The sequence below is a fragment of the Arthrobacter sp. NQ7 genome (assembly GCF_029581595.2).
GTDB classification, from domain to species: Bacteria; Actinomycetota; Actinomycetes; order Actinomycetales; family Micrococcaceae; genus Arthrobacter; species Arthrobacter phenanthrenivorans_B.
In genome coordinates this window covers 23,914-40,393 of sequence record NZ_JARFXU020000001.1, presented here as the reverse complement: position 1 = coordinate 40,393, position 16,480 = coordinate 23,914, and the positions used below count along the sequence as shown (strand labels likewise).

Genomic DNA, 16,480 nt, shown 5'->3' with positions numbered 1-16,480 from the left:
AACAGCATGCTCCCCGCCGCTCGACACCAGGCCATCGTGGACACAGTCCAGCGGGAACGGGTCGTCCGCGTGTCCGACCTTGCCCAGCAGCTGGGCGTCTCCCTCATGACGGTCCGGCGGGACATCGAGCTCCTCGAGGAGAGCGGCCAGGTGGAGCGGATCCACGGCGGTGCCAAGCTGCCCGGCGGAGCCACCACGCATGAGCCCGGTTTCGAGCTTAAATCCACGCAGTTGCCCGCCGAGAAGCGGGCCATCGCCGTTGAAGCCGCTGGAATGGTCCATGAGGGCATGGCAGTGGGACTCAGCGCGGGAACCACCACGTGGGCGCTGGCCCAGGAGCTGGCACGGGGACCGCGGATCACCGTGGTGACCAACTCCGTGCGGATTGCCGATCTTTTCCACCCGGCCGCCCCGTCCGGGACCACCTTTGGCTCCACGGTGATCCTGATCGGCGGCGAGCGCACGCCGTCGGACGCGCTGGTGGGGCCAATCGCGACGGCGGCACTGAAGCAGCTGCACCTGGACCTGCTGTTCCTGGGCGTGCACGGCATGGACAGGGATGCCGGCTTCACCACCCCAAACCTGCTGGAAGCCGAGACGGACCGTGCCTTCGTGGCGGCATCCCGCAAGCTGGTGGTGGTGGCCGACCACACCAAGTGGGGCACGCAGGGCATGAGCACCATCGCCGCGCTCGAGGAAGCTGACGAGGTCATCAGCGATACGGGCCTGAGCGCCGATGCGCGGCGCACCCTGGAGGAGAGCGTCAGCCGGCTGCGGATTGCCCAACCCGTCTGACGGAAGCCCCGTGCGCTACGGGCAACCGCAGGACTGCCTGATGTGCAGCTTGGTGGAAAAGATCCGGTGCCGGGGCTTTTCCCCCCTCCCGGCGCCGACCAATGCCGCAACGGCGGCCTCGGCCATCGCGACCACCGGCTGCTCCACCGTTGTCAGCGGCGGCCAGGAGTATTCGGAATCCGCCGAGCCGTCAAAGGAGGCGACGGCCATGTCACCCGGCACGGACAGCCCTGCCTCATGGATTGCCCGCAGGAGTCCGATGCCCTGCATGTCGGATGTTGCGAAGATCGCGGTTGGCCGGTTCACCGATGCCAGCAGCCGCTGCCCTGCCGTGTAGCCTCCGGGCCGGGTGAATGCGCTGTAGGCGATGGGCCCTTCGGGCAGGCCCGCCTGCTGCAGCGCCTCACGCCAGCCTACTTCGCGGCCATCGGTGGAACCGGACACGTTGGTGCCCATCGCCAGGCCGATGTTCTTGTGCCCGTGTCCGATGAGATGTTCCACCGCCATACGCGCCCCGGACGCCAGGTCCACGCCGATGCTGTTGAACCCGGGGGCATCGCGCTCCTGGTTCAGCAGCACGGACGGGATGTCGGCCGTTTCCAGCGCCTCCAGGTCCGGCTCGAAGAGAACGCTGGCCAGCAGCACCCCGTCCACCTGCCGGGCGGCCAGGTTGCGGATGTTCCGCCGCTCCTTGGCAAGGTTGCCGTCCGAGTTGCTGAGTACCAGGGCGTAGCCCAGGGTCGCGGCGGCGTCTTCCACGGCGTGCGAAAAGAGCGAGAAGAATGGGTTGGAGATGTCCGGGACAATGAGCCCCAGGGTCTCGCTGGACCCCAGTTTCAGCGCGCGGGCTGCAGCATTGGGCCGGTACCCCAGCACACGGATGGCGTCCTGGACCTTGGCTTCGGTGGCTGGCGCCACCTTCTTGGGGCCGCCATTGACCACGTAACTCACGACGGCGGTGCTGACGCCGGCATACCGCGCCACGTCCTTGCGGGTCACGGGGCCGCGCGGCGCCGGCACAGCCGAGGTGGTCATGGAATACATGCTAGCTAGGAGTTGGCCGGGGCATCACCAAAGTCGCGGATGGGCAGCCGCGCGCCGTTCTGCTGGGCCGACCGGTGGGCCACGATTCCGGGGAGGGTGAAGCGGGCGGCCACCCACGCGTTGATCGGGGGCAGGGTGCGGCTGTTGACGGCGGTCACGAAGTCGTCCACCAGGAAGTGGTGGCTGCCTTCATGCCCGTTGGGGGCGCCGCGGAATTCTTCGGGCAGCCTTTCCGCGTCGTGCACCGGTGCCAGGCCTGACACGAAGGCGTCCCGGAGTTCGGGGGCAACGTGGGCCAGGGACGGGTCGTCCAGCGGGATGCTGGGGCGGGTTTCCATCTGCCCGGAGATGTCGTGGACGTCCTGCTTGTCCTGCCAGACGGTGACCTTGGCGAGTTGTTCGAAGCTCGCCTCCGTGCCGAAGAACCTGAACCGGGATTCGCGGATATGGGAGGGGTAGCCCACGCGGCGCATTTCATTTGTCCGCATCGCACCGCCGTCGCTCAGTTCAAAGAGCGCCGTGGCGTTGGAGAAGTCGTTGCCGAACATGCTGATGTCCTTGTCGAACACGCCGTCGTTCCGCCCGTCCCTGACCCCGACGCAGCTGACGCTCACGGCGTGTGCCGGAATGGCGCCCAGGACACCTCCGATCGCGTGCGTGGGGTAGAGCATGGGCGGGTAGCTGGCCGTTTCCTTCCACCGTTCACCGCCGCTGTACTGGTACGCATCGTAGAAGCCGAGGTCCATGTCGTGGACGTAGTCGCCCTCGGAGTAGAAGACCCGGCCGAATTTGCCGGCAGCATGCTGTTCGCGCGCGTAGACGGTGGCGGGGTTGTAGTAGCTGGTCTCCCCCATCATGTAGACGTTCCCGGTCTCACGGACAGCGGTGATGATGCGCTCGATCTCCTCCTCCGAAACCGCCATGGGAACGGCCGAGTAGACGTGCTTGCCGGCGCGGAGGGCCCGTTCCACCAACGGGCCGTGGGTCCAGCGCTGGGTGAAGATGGCGACGGCGTCGACGTCGGACGCCAGTAGGGCATCGAAGTCGGCTTCCTGGCCCGCCAGGTGGTAGCGCTCAACCGCCTCGGCGGCCCGCTCGGGGCGCTCGTCCACCACATGGACGGCGCTTACACCCGGATGGAGGTTGAAGAGGTGCGCAAACTGGGAGCCGAACTGGCCGGCGCCCACGATGCCGATGGAGAACGTCATTGTCTCTTGCCTTTCGTTAGGGATGCTTGAGTCTTGCACCAGCATCTACTCGAGTCAATATCCATTAGCTACATGAAAACCCGCAGGAAAAAACAAAAAGTAACCTCTTGCAGGTCATTGATCTACTCGTGTAGATTGCGTTGCAGCCTGTTACTTCCATCACACTCAGGAAAGGGTCGACGATGACCACCCTTACCAGGACCGCCAGCCCGGCAGAGCACGCCCTGCGCCGGTCGCTGAAGCGCCGGGGACACAGTGATTTGAAGATCGCACTGTTCTTCATCGCTCCGGCAATGATCGGATTTCTCGTCTTCTACCTGGTGCCGACCCTTCGCGGCATCTACCTCAGCTTCACCGAATACAGCATCCTCGGAGACCCGACGTGGATCGGCACCGGCAACTACGAAGCAATCGCCAAGGATCCCCTGTTCTGGAACGCCTTGGCAGTGACATCGCAGTATGTCCTGATCAACATCGTCCTGCAGACCGCGCTCGCCCTGGGGTTGGCCCTGCTGATGCACCGGGTGGCCAAATCAACCCTGATCCGCGGCGCACTCCTGCTGCCATATCTGATGGCCAACGTGATCGCTGCCCTCCTCTGGTTCTGGCTGCTGGACTACCAGATCGGGATCGTCAACTACTTCATCGAGTCCGTCGGCCTGCCCAAGGTGGCGTTTTTCGGCAGCGAGGAATGGGCCATCCCCACCCAGGCACTCATCAATACGTGGCGGCACATGGGCTACACCGCGCTGCTGCTCTTCGCCGGCCTGCAGGCCATCCCCCACCATGTCTACGAGGTGGCCAACCTGGATGGCGCATCCCCTTGGCAGACCTTCCGCAAAATCACCGTGCCGCTGCTGCGTCCGGTGCTGGTCCTGGTTCTGATCGTCACGGTCATCGGCTCCTTCCAGGTGTTCGACACCGTGGCCGTGACCACCCTTGGCGGTCCGGTCAACGCCAGCCGGGTGCTGCAGTTCTACATCTACCAAAAGGCCTTCACGGAATCGGACTTCGGATACGGCTCCGCCCTGGCAGTCATCCTCTTCGTCATCCTCGCCTTGGTGGCCTTCATCCAGATGAAGTTCCTCAAGGGCAACGAATCAGACCTGGACTAAGGACACTTCCATGACCACTACAAAAGTTTCCGCCCCAGCCCGGGCCGCGGGCCGCCGTCGTCCATTCAGGTGGCGCCGTGCCGCCGCGTGGGCCCTCGTCGCCCTCGCCGTCGCCGTATCCGTCCTCCCGTTCTACTGGATCCTGCGGACTGCGCTGTCCACCAACGGGTCACTTGCCGGCAATGCCACCAACCTGCTCCCGGCTGACTTCAACCTGGGCGCCTTCAAGCGCGTTTTCGGCCTGCAGTCACCGGAGGAAGCTGTGGCCGAGGGTGGCTCCGGCGCCCAGATCGACTTCTGGATCTACCTCCGCAATTCCGTGCTCTTCGCCTCCATCACCACCATGGGGGCCGTGTTCTTCAGCGCCATGGCGGCCTACGCTTTCGCCCGGCTGCGGTGGCGGGGACGGAACCTGGTGTTCAGCCTGTTCCTGGCCACCATGATGGTGCCGCCGATCTTCACGGCCCTGCCCAACTTCCTGCTGATCAAGAACCTGGGCCTGCTCAACACCCTGGCGGGGCTGGTACTCCCCTACATCTTCATGACCCCGTTCGCCATCTTCTTCCTCCGGCAGTTCTTCCTGAACATGTCCCGCGAGGTGGAGGAAGCGGCCATGCTCGACGGCGCCAAGCACCTTCGCATCTTCTTCCAGATCATCCTGCCCAACGCCGCAGCACCCATCGCCACGCTCGCCCTGCTGACCTTCATCGGGCAGTGGAACGAGTACTTCTGGCCCTTGCTGGTGGGCCAGGAAGAATCCGTCCGTGTCCTCACTGTGGGCCTGGGCGTCTTCAAATCCCAGTCGCCGCAAGGCGCACCGGACTGGTCCGGGCTGATGGCAGCCACCCTGGTCTCCGCCCTGCCCGTCCTGATCCTGTTCGCCGCATTCGGCAAGAAGATCGTCAACTCCATCGGCTTCTCCGGCATAAAGTAACCCTCCTTCCCGCATAACCCACCCGTCCCATCCCCGGCGCCGGGCCATGGCGGCCTGCCCGGAGGCACTGTGAAAGGAACACCCATGAAAAAGAAAGCACTCACCTCCCTGGCCGCAGCGGCAGCCGCAGTCCTGGCGCTCTCGGCCTGCGGAGGCGGCGGATCAGCCGAGGCCGGCAAGGGCGAAATCAACTACTGGCTGTGGGATGCCAACCAGCTCCCGGCGTACAAGCAGTGCGCTGACGACTTCCACAAGGCCAACCCGGATATCACCGTCAAGGTCACCCAGCGCGGCTGGGACGATTACTGGGGTACCCTCACCAACGGCTTCGTGGCGGGCACCGCTCCGGACGTCTTCACCGACCACCTGGGCAAATACCCCGAATTCATCAAGAACAAGCAACTGCTCGCCCTGGATGACGCCGTCAAGAAGGACAACATCGACACCGGCATCTACAACTCCGGGCTGGCTGACCTCTGGGTAGGCCAGGACGGCAAACGGTACGGCCTCCCCAAGGACTGGGACACCATCGCACTGTTCTACAACACCAAACTTGCTGCCGACGCCGGCGTCACCCCCGAACAGATGGCCAACCTGACCTGGAACCCCCAGGACGGCGGCGGCACATACGAAAAGACGATCGCCCACCTGACCGTGGACAAGAACGGCAAGCGCGGCGACGAGCCGGGCTTCGACAAGAACAATGTGGCCCTTTACGGTCTCGGCCTCAACGGGTCCGGCTCCGGCCAGGGCCAGACCGAGTGGAGCTACCTGACCGGCACCACCGGCTGGACGCACACGGACAAGAACCCGTGGGGCAAGCATTTCAACTACGACGACCCCACGTTCCAGGAAAGCATTGACTGGTTCGCGGGGCTGGTGGACAAGGGATACATGCCAAAGCTTGAAACCACGGTGGGCGCCAGCATGGCGGACACCCTTGCCGCCGGCAAGTCCGTCATCAATGCCAACGGTTCGTGGATGATCGGTCAGTACACCGGCTACAAGGATGTCAAGGTGGGAATCGCCCCGACGCCTACGGGAGTCGACGGCAAGCGCGCCAGCATGTACAACGGCCTGGCGGACTCCATCTACGCCGGCACCAAGAAGCCGGAGGCCGCCATCAAGTGGGTGGAATACCTGGGGTCCGCGGCTTGCCAGGACGTGGTCGCTGCCAAGGCAGTCGTCTTCCCGGCGATCAAGACCTCCGCCGACAAGGCAGTCGAAGCGTTCAAGGCCAAGGGCGTGGACGTGACACCATTCAGCCAGCAGGTCAAGGACGGCACCACCTTCCTTTACCCGATCGCGGATAACGCCGCCAAGGTTGACGGCATCATGAAGCCGGCCATGGACGCCGTGGTGTCCGGCAAGGCCAAGGCGGGTTCCCTGACGCAGGCCAATGACCAGGTCAACGCCCTGTTCAAGTAAACCCTCCAGCGTGGCTGCGTATGTGGTCGCAGCCACCGGCCGGGCGACGCCGTCCTCCTCCTCGCGGCGGCGGCGCCCGGCCACCCCTTCCCGGATTTCCCTCCTGTGCGTAACTTAAGACGCAACGCTGAACACTGAAAGAGACCTCCCTATGGATCCCCTGCATCTCCGTTCCGCCGGCACCAGCCTGGTGATCAGCTTCGACAGCGGGGAGGCCGAGGTCATCCACTGGGGTGCCGACCTGGGCCCTGCCCTGCCGGACCTGGCCATCCTCGGCGCTGCCGTTCCGCCGTCGTCGATTGACGCCCGGGTTCCCGCCGGCCTGCTCCCGCAGGCGTCCTCCGCCTGGCGCGGGCGGCCCGCCCTGCGCGGCCACAGGATGACCGACGACGGCCCGGGCCACGACTTCTCGTCCCGCCTCCGCACCACGTCGGCATCAGTGGAGGGCAACACCGCCACCATCGTGCAGGCCGATCCCGACACCGGCATCAGCGTGGCCTCCTTCCTCGCACTCCACCAGGGCGGCCTGCTGGAACTCCGTCATACCGTGACGAACAAAGGCACCACCCCATTCCAGGTGGATGAACTGGCCACCGTCCTGCCCGTGGCGCCGGACGCCGTCGAGCTTCTCGACCTGACCGGACGGTGGTGCCGGGAACGCCACCCGCAGCGGCACGCCATCCAGCAGGGCACCTGGGTCCGGAGCGGACGGCACGGCCGCACCGGTCACGACTCCTCCCTCTTGTTCGCCGCCGGCACCCGGGGCTTCGGCAACCGCCACGGCAAGGTCTGGGCGACGCATTTGGCGTGGAGCGGCAACCACGAACAGTTCGCGGACACCATCGGCGACGGCCGGACCATGATCGGCGGCTCGGAACTCCTCGGCCCTGCGGAAGTCGTCCTCGAACCCGGGGCCAGCTACTCCACGCCCGCCTTGTTCGCCGCCTACTCGGACCGCGGCCTGGACGGCATCACCGAGGCCTTCTACAGCTGGTTCCGCTCCCGGCCACATCACGTGCTGCCGGCCGCGTCCACCGGCCTGCACACCGGCAAGGCCCGGCCGGTCGTCCTCAACGTCTGGGAAGCGGTCTACTTCAACCACAACCTGGACGTCCTCACCGAGCTGGCAGAATCGGCCGCCGACCTCGGCGTGGAGCGCTTCGTGCTCGACGACGGCTGGTTCCGCGGGCGCCGCGACGACCATGCAGGCCTGGGCGACTGGTATGTGGATGACACCCTCTGGCCGGACGGCCTGGCACCCCTGATCGACGCCGTCACGTCGCGCGGGATGGAGTTCGGGTTGTGGGTGGAACCGGAAATGGTGAACCTGAACTCCGATATCGCCCGCGCCCACCCTGAATGGATCGTGCGCCCGTCGGCGGCAGCGCACAAGGACGGCGGCCGGCTGCCGCTCGAATGGCGCAACCAGCATGTGATTGACCTCGTGAACCCCGCTGCGTGGCAGTACATCTACGACCGCATCGATGCCCTCCTGTCTGAAAACAACATCAGCTACCTGAAGTGGGACCAGAACCGGGACCTCGTGGAGCACGGCCATGCGGGCCGCGCGTCCGTCCACGCGCAGACCCTTGCCGCGTACCGGCTGTTCGACGAGCTCCGCAAGGCCCATCCCGGCGTCGAAATCGAAAGCTGCTCCTCGGGTGGCGCCCGGGTTGACCTGGGGATCCTGGAGCGGACAGACCGGATCTGGGCCTCCGACTGCAACGATGCGCTGGAGCGGCAGACCATCCAGCGGTGGACCGGGGCGGTGGTACCGCCGGAGGTGGTGGGCAGCCACATCGGACCCACCACCTCGCACACCACGGCCCGCACCCATGACTTGTCCTTCCGCGCCATCACCGCCTTCTTTGGCCACTTCGGGATGGAGTGGGATGTGCGGGGCGTGCAGGGAAAGGAACGCGAAGAACTTCGGCGGATTGTGGGGTTGTACAAGGAGCACCGGGGCCTGGTCCACAGCGGCCGGCGGGTCAACGCCGACGTGGCTGACGAGTCGTTCCTGCTGCACGGCGTGGTGGCGGAAGGATCTGTAGCGGAAGGAACGACGGCGGCCCTGTTCGCCGTCGTCAGCACCCGCACCTCCGCTGCCGAGCAGCCGGGGCGCATGGGACTTCCCGGCCTGGAACCGGAGCGGAATTACCGGGTGGAGCTCATCGCTCCTGTCCCGGAGGACGCCGATTACGCGCACACCTTCACCCAGGCGCAGCCCCCGTCCTGGCTCGCCGACGGCGCTGTTGCAGGCGGCCGCTTCCTGGCCGAGGTGGGGCTGCCGATGCCGGTCCTCAACCCGGAGCATGCCCTGCTGCTGAGGGTCACGGCCCTCTGACATCCATTGCCGTGTACTTGTCGTTTTGGAGCTTCAGAACGACAAGTACTCAGCAGTCGATGGTGTGTGCCGGCGTAAAAATGCGCGGCGGACCGGGCCAGCCGATAGATTTGCAGGCATGACTGAAGCCTCCTCCACCGCCGGCGCCGGCCGCGGCACCATCCTGGTCATTAATGGCCCCAACCTGAACCTGCTCGGCACGCGGGAACCCGAGAAGTACGGGACGTCAACCCTTGCCGATGTGGAACAGCTGGCAGCGTCCGCCGCAAAACAGCATGGCTTCGCCGTGGACTGTGTCCAGTCCAACCACGAAGGCGTCCTGCTGGACGCCATCCACGCCGCGCGCGGCACGGCCGCCGGAATCGTCCTGAACGCGGGGGCTTTCACGCACACCTCCGTGGCGCTGCGTGACGCCCTGGCAGCCGTCCAGCTTCCCGCCGTCGAGGTCCACATCACCAATGTGCACCAGCGCGAGGAATTCCGGCACCACTCCTACCTGTCGCCGGTGTGTGCGGCCGTTATCGTGGGCGCCGGCGTCTTCGGCTACAAACTGGCCATCGACTACCTGGCCGAAGTCCTGTAACCGGAAGGGTCACTTCTGGATGCACTGCCCCGAGGACACCGGAGATGACAGTGCGGGCGCCTGCTCCACGACAGGTTCCAGGTCATTCATGGTGATGGCGAATCCCACTTCGGCGTCCGAGGTTGCCTTGGCGAAGACCACCCCGGCCACCTGGCCGTCAGCGGTCAGCAGCGGGCCGCCCGAGTTGCCGGGCTGGACGTCCCCCGCCAGCCGGTAGATGTCCTCCGGCGAAGGGTTGTTGCCATAGATGTCCGGGACCAGGACGGTGGCGATGTCCTGGACGGTGGCGGGCTTGGACTGGAACGGTCCGCCGTGCGGATACCCGGCGAACGCAGCCTGGCTGCCGCCGGGGAGGTCGCGGCCCAGCGGCAACGGCTGGGACGGCAGGTTGTCCACGGCCAGGACTGCCAGGTCCCGCCGGGTGTCGAAGTAGACCACACGGCCGGGCATCGCACCGCCGTCGGGCATCTCCACCACCGGCTGCGACACTCCGGCCACCACGTGCGCGTTGGTCACCACGCGGTCCGGGGACACGACAAAACCGCTGCCGGTCTGGTTCTGGCCGCATTCATACGCCGTGCCCGCGATCCTCAGCACGGACTGCGCCGCTTTGTTCAACGCGGGCGTGTTGGTGCTCGTGTTGGGGACCTGGACCTTCTGGCCCTGGTCCAGCCCCTCAAGCAGCGTGGGGATGCCGTTGCCGATCACCGTGGAACGCAGCTCCGCCATGGTGGCCTTGACCGGGGTGGGGGTCAGGCCCTCGATGAAGCGGATGACCTTGGATTCGGCCAGCTGCTGGGAGACCACCGGCACGCCGAGGGAACTGACGCTGAATGCCAGCATGGACATCACCAGGGCGGAGACCACCAGGTTGAGCACGCCGCCCACCAGCCGGTCCACTGCCCGGAGCGGGCCAATCCGCACCACGCCCCGGAGTTGCCGCCCCACCATGGTGCCCAGGCCGTGGCCCAATGCCATCAGGACGACGGCGGCGGCGATGATGGCGGTCAGCCTCCAGCCGGAGTCCGCTACGAACGAGCTGACGAGGGGGACGGCGAAGAAGGCGGCGACGGCGCCGGCGGCAAACCCGGCGAGGCCGCCAACGGTGACCAGGAACCCGTTGCGGAGGCCATAGACCAGATATGACAACAGCGCCAGGATCAGGACGAGGTCCAGGACAGTCAGGCCGACCACAAAGGCTCCTTATTAACAGTTGAACCCCCATTCTAGTGGCGGACGCTGACAATCCTCTGTGGGGTGCAGCACCGCGCGGGAGGCCCACGACCGGCTGCCCGCGGGCGTTTCGGCTGCCAAGTTCGTCACAGAACGTTGAAAATTCTGAAACAATGGCACAAGCGCCACAGCCGATACTTTTACTCAGGAGATTTCATGGACATCGAGGTACTGCGCCGAGCACCCCTTTTCGCCACGCTCGACGACGACGCATTCCGCCTGCTGACGGATGAGCTCACCGAGGTGGACCTGTCCCGCGGCGCGTCGGTGTTCCGCGAAGGAGACCAGGGCGACCAGCTCTACTTCATCGTCTCCGGCAAGGTGAAGCTCGGCCGCACCTCCCCCGATGGCCGCGAGTCCCTGCTGGCCATCCTCGGCCCGGGTGAGCTCTTCGGCGAGATGGCGCTGTTCGATCCCAGCCCCCGCACCGCCACTGCCACGGCCGTTTCCGAGACCCGGCTGGCCGGGCTCAAGAACGAAAGCCTGAACGCCCTGCTGCGCACCCGGCCCGAGGTCTCGGCCCAGCTGCTGCAGGCCCTGGCCCGCCGCCTGCGGCGCACCAACGACTCCCTGTCCGACCTCGTCTTCTCCGACGTCCCCGGCCGCGTGGCCAAGGCCCTGCTGGACCTTGCAGACCGCTTCGGCCGCCCGGCAACGGACGGCGTCCTGGTGGCGCACGAGCTCACGCAGGAGGAACTGGCACAGCTCGTGGGTGCGTCCCGCGAAACGGTGAACAAGGCCCTGGCCGAATTCGTCCAGCGTGGCTGGCTCCGCCTGGAGGCCCGCGCAGTGGTCATCCTGGACATGCAGCGCCTCCGCCAGCGCTCGCGCTAGACCCCACAAGAAAGGCCGCCCCGAGGGGCGGCCTTTTTCGTGGCTTTGCCGATCAGTTCTTCACCACGTCCAGTTCGACGACCGCCCAGGACAACGCGGGAAGGCTGAGCCGCAGCTCGGATCCGGTGGCTTTCGCCCCCGCCAGCGGCTTCAGGCCCACGCGGTCAGGATGTTCCTGGTTGTTGATGCTGAAGCGGTCGCCGCCGTCCGGGATCTCCAGCACTTCGGCCCGGATTACCCGCTGCGCGTCAAAGCCCCGCAGGGCCACCTCCACGTCCGCAGCCTCATCCAGGCCGCGGTTGGCAAAGAACAATGCAACGCGGCCTGTTTCCTCGTTCCATGTGGCGCTGACGTCCACCAGGTCGGTATCACCAAACCGGATATTGGTGTACTTGTCGGAGTCAACTGACAACCGCAGGATCCGGCCCTTCGCCAGTTCTGCCATCCGTGAGAACGGGTGGAAGATGGTTTGCCGCCAGGCCGGTCCGTTCTCCTCGCTGAAGATGGGGGCGATGACGTTGACCAGCTGTGCCTGGTTGGCGATTTTGACCCGGTCGCCATGGCGGAGCAGCGAATTGAGGAGGGTGCCCACAACGACGGCGTCCGTCACGTTGTATTTGTCCTCGATGACCCGCGGGTGTTCACGCCAGCCGGCCTTGGTGACGTTGTGCGGCTGGTCCTCCGTGTCAAGGCCGCGCTGGTACCAGACGTTCCATTCGTCGAAGGACAGGTTGATGTGTTTCCTGTGCTTGCCCTTGGCCCGGACTGCGTCGGCGGTGGCGATGACGGATTCGATGAAGTAGTCGGTGTCGACGGCGCTGGCCAGGAAGCTGCCGACGTCCCCGTCATGCTCCTGGTAGTAGGCGTGCAGTGAAACATAGTCGACGTCGTCGTAGGCGTGAGTCAGGACGGTCTGCTCCCAGGCGCCGAAGGTAGGCATGCCGGAGTTCGAGCTTCCGCACGCTACAAGTTCGATGTCCGGGTCCACGAACCTCATCGCCTTGGCTGCTTCCTGCGCAAGCCGGCCGTACTCTTCGGCCGTCTTGTGCCCGATCTGCCAGGGGCCGTCCATTTCATTGCCCAGGCACCAGAGCTTGATGTTGAACGGGTCCTTGTGTCCGTTCTTTGCCCGCAGGTCTGAAAGGCGGGTTCCGCCGGGATGGTTGGCGTACTCGACGATGGCGCGGGCGGCGTCCACTCCCCGGGTTCCCAGGTTGATGGCTTCCATGATTTCGGTACCGGCCTGGCGGGACCAGTCCACGAACTCGTGGAGGCCGAAGGCGTTGGTTTCCAGGGTGTGCCAGGCCCCGTCAAGCCTGCGCGGCCGGTCTTCGCGGGGGCCAATTCCGTCTTCCCAGTCATAGCCGGATACGAAGTTGCCGCCGGGATAGCGGACCACGGTGGCGCCGAGCTCCTTGACGAGCTTGAGGACGTCCTGGCGGAAGCCGTTTTCGTCGGCCTCCGGGTGGCCCGGTTCGTAGATGCCGGTATAGACGCAGCGGCCCATGTGCTCCACGAAGGAGCCAAAAAGGCGCGGGGGCACTTCGCCGATGGTGAAGTCGCGGTCGAGGGTGATTCTGGCGCGGGACATAAGAATGATCTCCTTGGTTGAACTTCAGGCAGGTGGTGGAAAGCGAAGGTGGGCGTCAGGTGCCGGCGAGTCCCGTCGTCGCAACGCCTTTGATGATCTGGCGCTGGAAGAACAGGAAAAGCAGGATCAGCGGCAGGGCCGCGAGCAACGCGGACGCCATGTTCTGGGCGTACTGGATGCCGTAGGCGCTCTTGATGGTCTGCAGCCCCACGGGGAGAGTAAGGACGGACCCGTCGTTGGTGGCGATGAACGGCCAGAGGAAGTTGTTCCAGGCGCCGATGAATACGAAGATTGCCACGGCCGCGAGGATGGGGCGGGACAGCGGAAGGATGACCTGGAGGAAGATCCGCATCCGGCTGGCGCCGTCCATGACCGCGGCTTCTTCGAGCTCGCGCGGGATCTGGTCGAAGAACTTCTTAAGCACGAACACCATGGCTGGGTGGATGACCTGCGGCAAGATGATGGCCCACGAGGTGTCGATCAGGTGCAGTGCCACCATTTGGTAGAACAGCGGGATGATCAGGACCGGCGGGGGAACGATGATGGACGCGATGATTACGGTCATCAGGACCTTCTTGCCCCGGAAGTCGATGCGGGACAGCGCGTAGGCCACTAGCGCGGAAATGACCAGCGTGATCACCGTGATGGCCGCCGAGGTGTACAGCGAATTCCAGGTCCACAGCGGGATGTTGCCGTCCTGGAACACCTTGACGAAGGCATCGGCGGTGAAGCCCGACGGCGGGATCCAGCTGATCTTCGGAGCGGCGGCATCAGTCTCGCTCTTGAAAGCAGTGGCGGTTGCCCAGGCGAAGGGCACCATCCAGAGGACGGCCAGCAGGGCGGCGACTGCCAGGACCGCAACGCGGCCGGGGCTCATCCTGCGGCCGTTCCTGCCGCCGGCGGACGGCGTGGCCGTGGAGGGAACAGGGCGGGCGAGGGTTTCAGTTGCCATGGCTATGCACTCCTGCGGCGGGTGATGAGGAACTGGATGACCGAAACCGCCACGATCAGTCCGAAGAAGATGTAGGAGATGGCTGCCGAGTAACCCAGGCGGTATCCGGTGAAGCCGGTTTCGAAGATGTACTGCACCACGGGCCGGGTGGCGCCCCCGGGGCCGCCGGCTGTCATTTGGTAGACCTGGTCGAAAATCTTCAGCGACGCCAGGATCTGGAGGAGCACGATCATCACGGTGGTGGGGGCCAGCTGCGGCAGGGTGATGGAGAAGAACTGCCGCCAGGCACCGGCGCTGTCCAGGGACGCCGCCTCATAATGTTGGGCGGGAATGTTCTGCATCGCCGCCAGGTACAGGAGGAAGTTGAAGCCCACCGTCCACCACAGTGTTGCGATGACGATTGCCCACATCGCGACGCCGGGGTCGTTCAGCCACGCAACTTTCGGCAGCCCTATTTTGGCCAGCGAGTCGTTGATCAGGCCCAGCTGGGGGTTGTACATCCAGGTAAAGAACAGGGAGACAACAGTGGAGGCCAGCAGGTACGGGGCAAAGTAGGACAGCCGCCACAGCCATTGCGCGGGCAGTCCAACATTGACCAAGGCGGCCATGACCAAGGCAACGACCACCAGCGGGACGGTGCTGATGACCGTGAAGTAGAGGGTGTTGCCCAGCGAATGCCACATGTCGGAGTCGGCGAGGGCTTCGCTGTAATTCGCCAGCCCGATCAGGCTGTCGTTGGCGCCGGTAAGGGACTTGCCGGTCAAGCTCATGTACAGCCCGTAAAGGAGGGGCCAGACGAGGAAGACCAGGAAAAATGCCAGGAACGGTGCGGCAAAAGCCCAGCCGTTGAAGTTGTCCCTGCTTCCCTGGGAACGGGACCCGGCGGTCCTGGACCCCGCCTGCCTGGACATTCTTTGCCGGGACAGCCCGGGCAGCGAATCCACCGGGCCCTCGCTGTTGTGTGATGTTGCTACGGAACTCATTTGGACTCCTGTGTCGCTTGGCGGTTCAAACCGGGTTGGGACGGGAAAGCAGGGTGTTGGTACGCCGCACGAAGGCATCCCAGCCATCAGTTGCCTTGTCGCGGCCGAGGAGCACGTTCTGCACGGTCTCCGCAAAGTACGTTTGCCAGTCGGAGCCCGATCCGCTGAACCAGGCCTCCGGGTCGTAGGCGATGATGTCTGCTGCGTTGGCGTAGTGGATCTGGGGCGTGAGTTCGCGGTAGGCCTGGGATTGCACCACCGGCTGGAAGGCGGGGATATGTCCTGCCTCGGCCCAGGAAAGCGAGCCTTTGAGGATGTCGCTGACGAATTTGTAGACGTCGCGGCGCTTGGCGTCGTCGACGTTCAGCTGCCGGGGAAGCACGAAGGAATGCGAGTCAGCGTAGGCCGCCGGCGTTCCGAACAGCGTGGGGATGGTGGCAGCGTCAACGGGCAGGTTCGCCTTCTTGAAGGTGGGAAGCTCCCAAACCCCGCTGAAGAGCATGCCTGATCCTCCGCGGGCGAATTCCGCGATGCCCGTACTGATGTCGCCGCTTTGCGCCGCGATGGTGTCATCGAACAGTGACGTCATGAATTCCAGGGACTCGACGGCGGCCTCGTTGTCGGCCACCATTGGCTTGCCGGGGGTCAGTTCCATGCTTGCCCCGTGCTGCCGGTAGAGGGTGTAGAAAAGGCGCCACATCTGTGACCCGCTGCCGAGGTACCCAAAGGACAGACCGTGCGCCTGGGTCACTTTCTGCATTTCCCGGGCGATGCTGATGAATTCCTGCGGGGACTTCGCTTCCTGCAACTGCCCGTTGCTGCCAAGCAGTCCTGCCTTTCCCGCCACGTCACGGTTGTAGAACATGACAAAGGGGTGCGAATCCAGGGCGATGGAGAAGACTTTGCCGTTGTTCTGGCTCTTGTCCCAGATCCTGGGCGCGAAGCTCTGGCTGGTCACACCGAACTCTGACAGCAGGTCGAGGTCCCACGGGTCAATCAGGCCCCCGGGCGCATAGCCGGGAACGCGGCTGGCATGCATGATGGCCAGCTGCGGCGGACGTCCGCCGGCGGATGCCATGGCCAGCTTGGTGTAGTAGGGCGGGCCCCAGGCAAGAACTGTCGGATGTACCTTGAACGCGGGGTTGGCGTCGTTCACCTTGCTGATCATGTTCTGCATCTTGATGCCGTCACCACCCGACAGGAGATGCCAGAACTGGATGTCCCTGGGGGCCGCGGCGGAGGCGTTTCCGCCGCATCCGGACAAGGCCGCCGCGGCGAACACGCTTCCCAACGCTGCGGTTCCGGACAACAGCCGGCGCCTCGACAGTTGCCTGTCGTCGAAAAAATCAAACTGCTTCACCCGTCACTCCTTTGGATGGGTCCGCTGAAAGTCGTTCCGTTGCCACAACCGTTGCTGCCGGATATCCCTCGTTGCA

14 protein-coding genes are annotated in these 16,480 nt (G+C 65.1%); 7 read left to right on the top strand and 7 right to left on the bottom strand.

Translation table 11 applies throughout. The features are described 5' to 3' along the window. The first annotated feature begins 6 nt into the window (after positions 1 to 6). Positions 7 to 795: a DeoR/GlpR family DNA-binding transcription regulator gene (locus PUN71_RS00175; RefSeq protein ID WP_277796892.1), complete on the top strand. Its 789-nt coding sequence runs from the start codon at positions 7 to 9 to the stop codon at positions 793 to 795. Positions 796 to 810: 15 nt separating this feature from the next. On the opposite strand, the gene PUN71_RS00170 is transcribed toward PUN71_RS00175, so the two are convergent. Both PUN71_RS00170 and PUN71_RS00165 read right to left on the bottom strand, forming a co-directional pair. Next, positions 811 to 1,839, bottom strand: coding sequence for a LacI family DNA-binding transcriptional regulator (locus PUN71_RS00170; RefSeq protein ID WP_430929404.1), 1,029 nt, complete (start codon positions 1,837 to 1,839; stop codon positions 811 to 813). A gap of 5 nt (positions 1,840 to 1,844) precedes the next feature. After that, positions 1,845 to 3,047 carry a Gfo/Idh/MocA family protein gene (locus tag PUN71_RS00165; protein ID WP_277796891.1) on the bottom strand — a complete coding sequence of 401 codons (1,203 nt, stop codon included), beginning with the start codon at positions 3,045 to 3,047 and terminating at the stop codon, positions 1,845 to 1,847. A gap of 182 nt (positions 3,048 to 3,229) precedes the next feature. On the opposite strand from PUN71_RS00165, the gene PUN71_RS00160 reads away from it, so the two are divergent. The 5 genes from PUN71_RS00160 (at position 3,230) to aroQ (ending at position 9,451) form a co-directional block, all read left to right on the top strand. Then, on the top strand, positions 3,230 to 4,162 hold the full coding sequence (locus PUN71_RS00160; protein WP_277796890.1) for a carbohydrate ABC transporter permease: 933 nt from the start codon (positions 3,230 to 3,232) through the stop codon (positions 4,160 to 4,162). Positions 4,163 to 4,172: 10 nt separating this feature from the next. Beyond that, a complete protein-coding gene (locus tag PUN71_RS00155) occupies positions 4,173 to 5,096 on the top strand; it encodes a carbohydrate ABC transporter permease (RefSeq protein ID WP_043452463.1) in 924 nt (307 codons plus the stop codon). Positions 5,097 to 5,180: 84 nt separating this feature from the next. Then, on the top strand, positions 5,181 to 6,524 hold the full coding sequence (locus tag PUN71_RS00150; RefSeq protein ID WP_277796889.1) for an ABC transporter substrate-binding protein: 1,344 nt from the start codon (positions 5,181 to 5,183) through the stop codon (positions 6,522 to 6,524). Positions 6,525 to 6,675: 151 nt separating this feature from the next. Next, on the top strand, positions 6,676 to 8,868 hold the full coding sequence (locus tag PUN71_RS00145) for an alpha-galactosidase (RefSeq protein ID WP_277796888.1): 2,193 nt from the start codon (positions 6,676 to 6,678) through the stop codon (positions 8,866 to 8,868). Positions 8,869 to 8,986: 118 nt separating this feature from the next. Continuing rightward, a complete protein-coding gene (gene aroQ / locus PUN71_RS00140) occupies positions 8,987 to 9,451 on the top strand; it encodes a type II 3-dehydroquinate dehydratase (RefSeq protein ID WP_043452466.1) in 465 nt (154 codons plus the stop codon). Positions 9,452 to 9,460: 9 nt separating this feature from the next. Here aroQ and PUN71_RS00135 read toward each other — a convergent pair whose 3' ends face one another. Further along, positions 9,461 to 10,645, bottom strand: a complete 1,185-nt coding sequence (locus PUN71_RS00135; protein WP_043452467.1) for a MarP family serine protease — start codon at positions 10,643 to 10,645, stop codon at positions 9,461 to 9,463. Between the two features lie 195 nt (positions 10,646 to 10,840). Here PUN71_RS00135 and PUN71_RS00130 point away from each other — a divergent pair, with 195 nt between their 5' ends. Next, positions 10,841 to 11,518, top strand: coding sequence for a Crp/Fnr family transcriptional regulator (locus PUN71_RS00130; RefSeq protein WP_011775987.1), 678 nt, complete (start codon positions 10,841 to 10,843; stop codon positions 11,516 to 11,518). A gap of 52 nt (positions 11,519 to 11,570) precedes the next feature. On the opposite strand, the gene arfA is transcribed toward PUN71_RS00130, so the two are convergent. The 4 genes from arfA to PUN71_RS00110 all read right to left on the bottom strand — a co-directional run bounded on the left by arfA (position 11,571) and on the right by PUN71_RS00110 (position 16,404). Continuing rightward, positions 11,571 to 13,109 (bottom strand): arabinosylfuranosidase ArfA, encoded by a 1,539-nt coding sequence (gene arfA, locus PUN71_RS00125; protein WP_277796887.1) that lies wholly within the window; start codon positions 13,107 to 13,109, stop codon positions 11,571 to 11,573. 55 nt (positions 13,110 to 13,164) lie between these two features. Next, the gene (locus PUN71_RS00120) at positions 13,165 to 14,061 is read right to left on the bottom strand and encodes a carbohydrate ABC transporter permease (protein WP_043452470.1); all 897 of its coding nucleotides are present in this window, start codon (positions 14,059 to 14,061) and stop codon (positions 13,165 to 13,167) included. 2 nt (positions 14,062 to 14,063) lie between these two features. Then, a complete protein-coding gene (locus PUN71_RS00115) occupies positions 14,064 to 14,972 on the bottom strand; it encodes a carbohydrate ABC transporter permease (protein WP_277797276.1) in 909 nt (302 codons plus the stop codon). Positions 14,973 to 15,069: 97 nt separating this feature from the next. Then, positions 15,070 to 16,404, bottom strand: coding sequence for an extracellular solute-binding protein (locus tag PUN71_RS00110; RefSeq protein WP_277796886.1), 1,335 nt, complete (start codon positions 16,402 to 16,404; stop codon positions 15,070 to 15,072). Between the last annotated feature and the right edge of the window lie 76 nt (positions 16,405 to 16,480).

What these genes read in the sequence shown, in the direction of transcription:
- PUN71_RS00170 (WP_430929404.1), bottom strand. Translation starts at nt 1,839, where the DNA reads ATGTATTCCATGACCACCTCGGCTGTGCCGGCGCCGCGCGGCCCCGTG.
- aroQ (WP_043452466.1), top strand. Translation starts at nt 8,987, where the DNA reads ATGACTGAAGCCTCCTCCACCGCCGGCGCCGGCCGCGGCACCATCCTG.
- PUN71_RS00165 (WP_277796891.1), bottom strand. Translation starts at nt 3,047, where the DNA reads ATGACGTTCTCCATCGGCATCGTGGGCGCCGGCCAGTTCGGCTCCCAG.
- PUN71_RS00150 (WP_277796889.1), top strand. Translation starts at nt 5,181, where the DNA reads ATGAAAAAGAAAGCACTCACCTCCCTGGCCGCAGCGGCAGCCGCAGTC.
- PUN71_RS00145 (WP_277796888.1), top strand. Translation starts at nt 6,676, where the DNA reads ATGGATCCCCTGCATCTCCGTTCCGCCGGCACCAGCCTGGTGATCAGC.
- PUN71_RS00160 (WP_277796890.1), top strand. Translation starts at nt 3,230, where the DNA reads ATGACCACCCTTACCAGGACCGCCAGCCCGGCAGAGCACGCCCTGCGC.
- PUN71_RS00120 (WP_043452470.1), bottom strand. Translation starts at nt 14,061, where the DNA reads ATGGCAACTGAAACCCTCGCCCGCCCTGTTCCCTCCACGGCCACGCCG.
- PUN71_RS00155 (WP_043452463.1), top strand. Translation starts at nt 4,173, where the DNA reads ATGACCACTACAAAAGTTTCCGCCCCAGCCCGGGCCGCGGGCCGCCGT.
- PUN71_RS00175 (WP_277796892.1), top strand. Translation starts at nt 7, where the DNA reads ATGCTCCCCGCCGCTCGACACCAGGCCATCGTGGACACAGTCCAGCGG.
- PUN71_RS00115 (WP_277797276.1), bottom strand. Translation starts at nt 14,972, where the DNA reads ATGTCCAGGCAGGCGGGGTCCAGGACCGCCGGGTCCCGTTCCCAGGGA.
- arfA (WP_277796887.1), bottom strand. Translation starts at nt 13,109, where the DNA reads ATGTCCCGCGCCAGAATCACCCTCGACCGCGACTTCACCATCGGCGAA.
- PUN71_RS00130 (WP_011775987.1), top strand. Translation starts at nt 10,841, where the DNA reads ATGGACATCGAGGTACTGCGCCGAGCACCCCTTTTCGCCACGCTCGAC.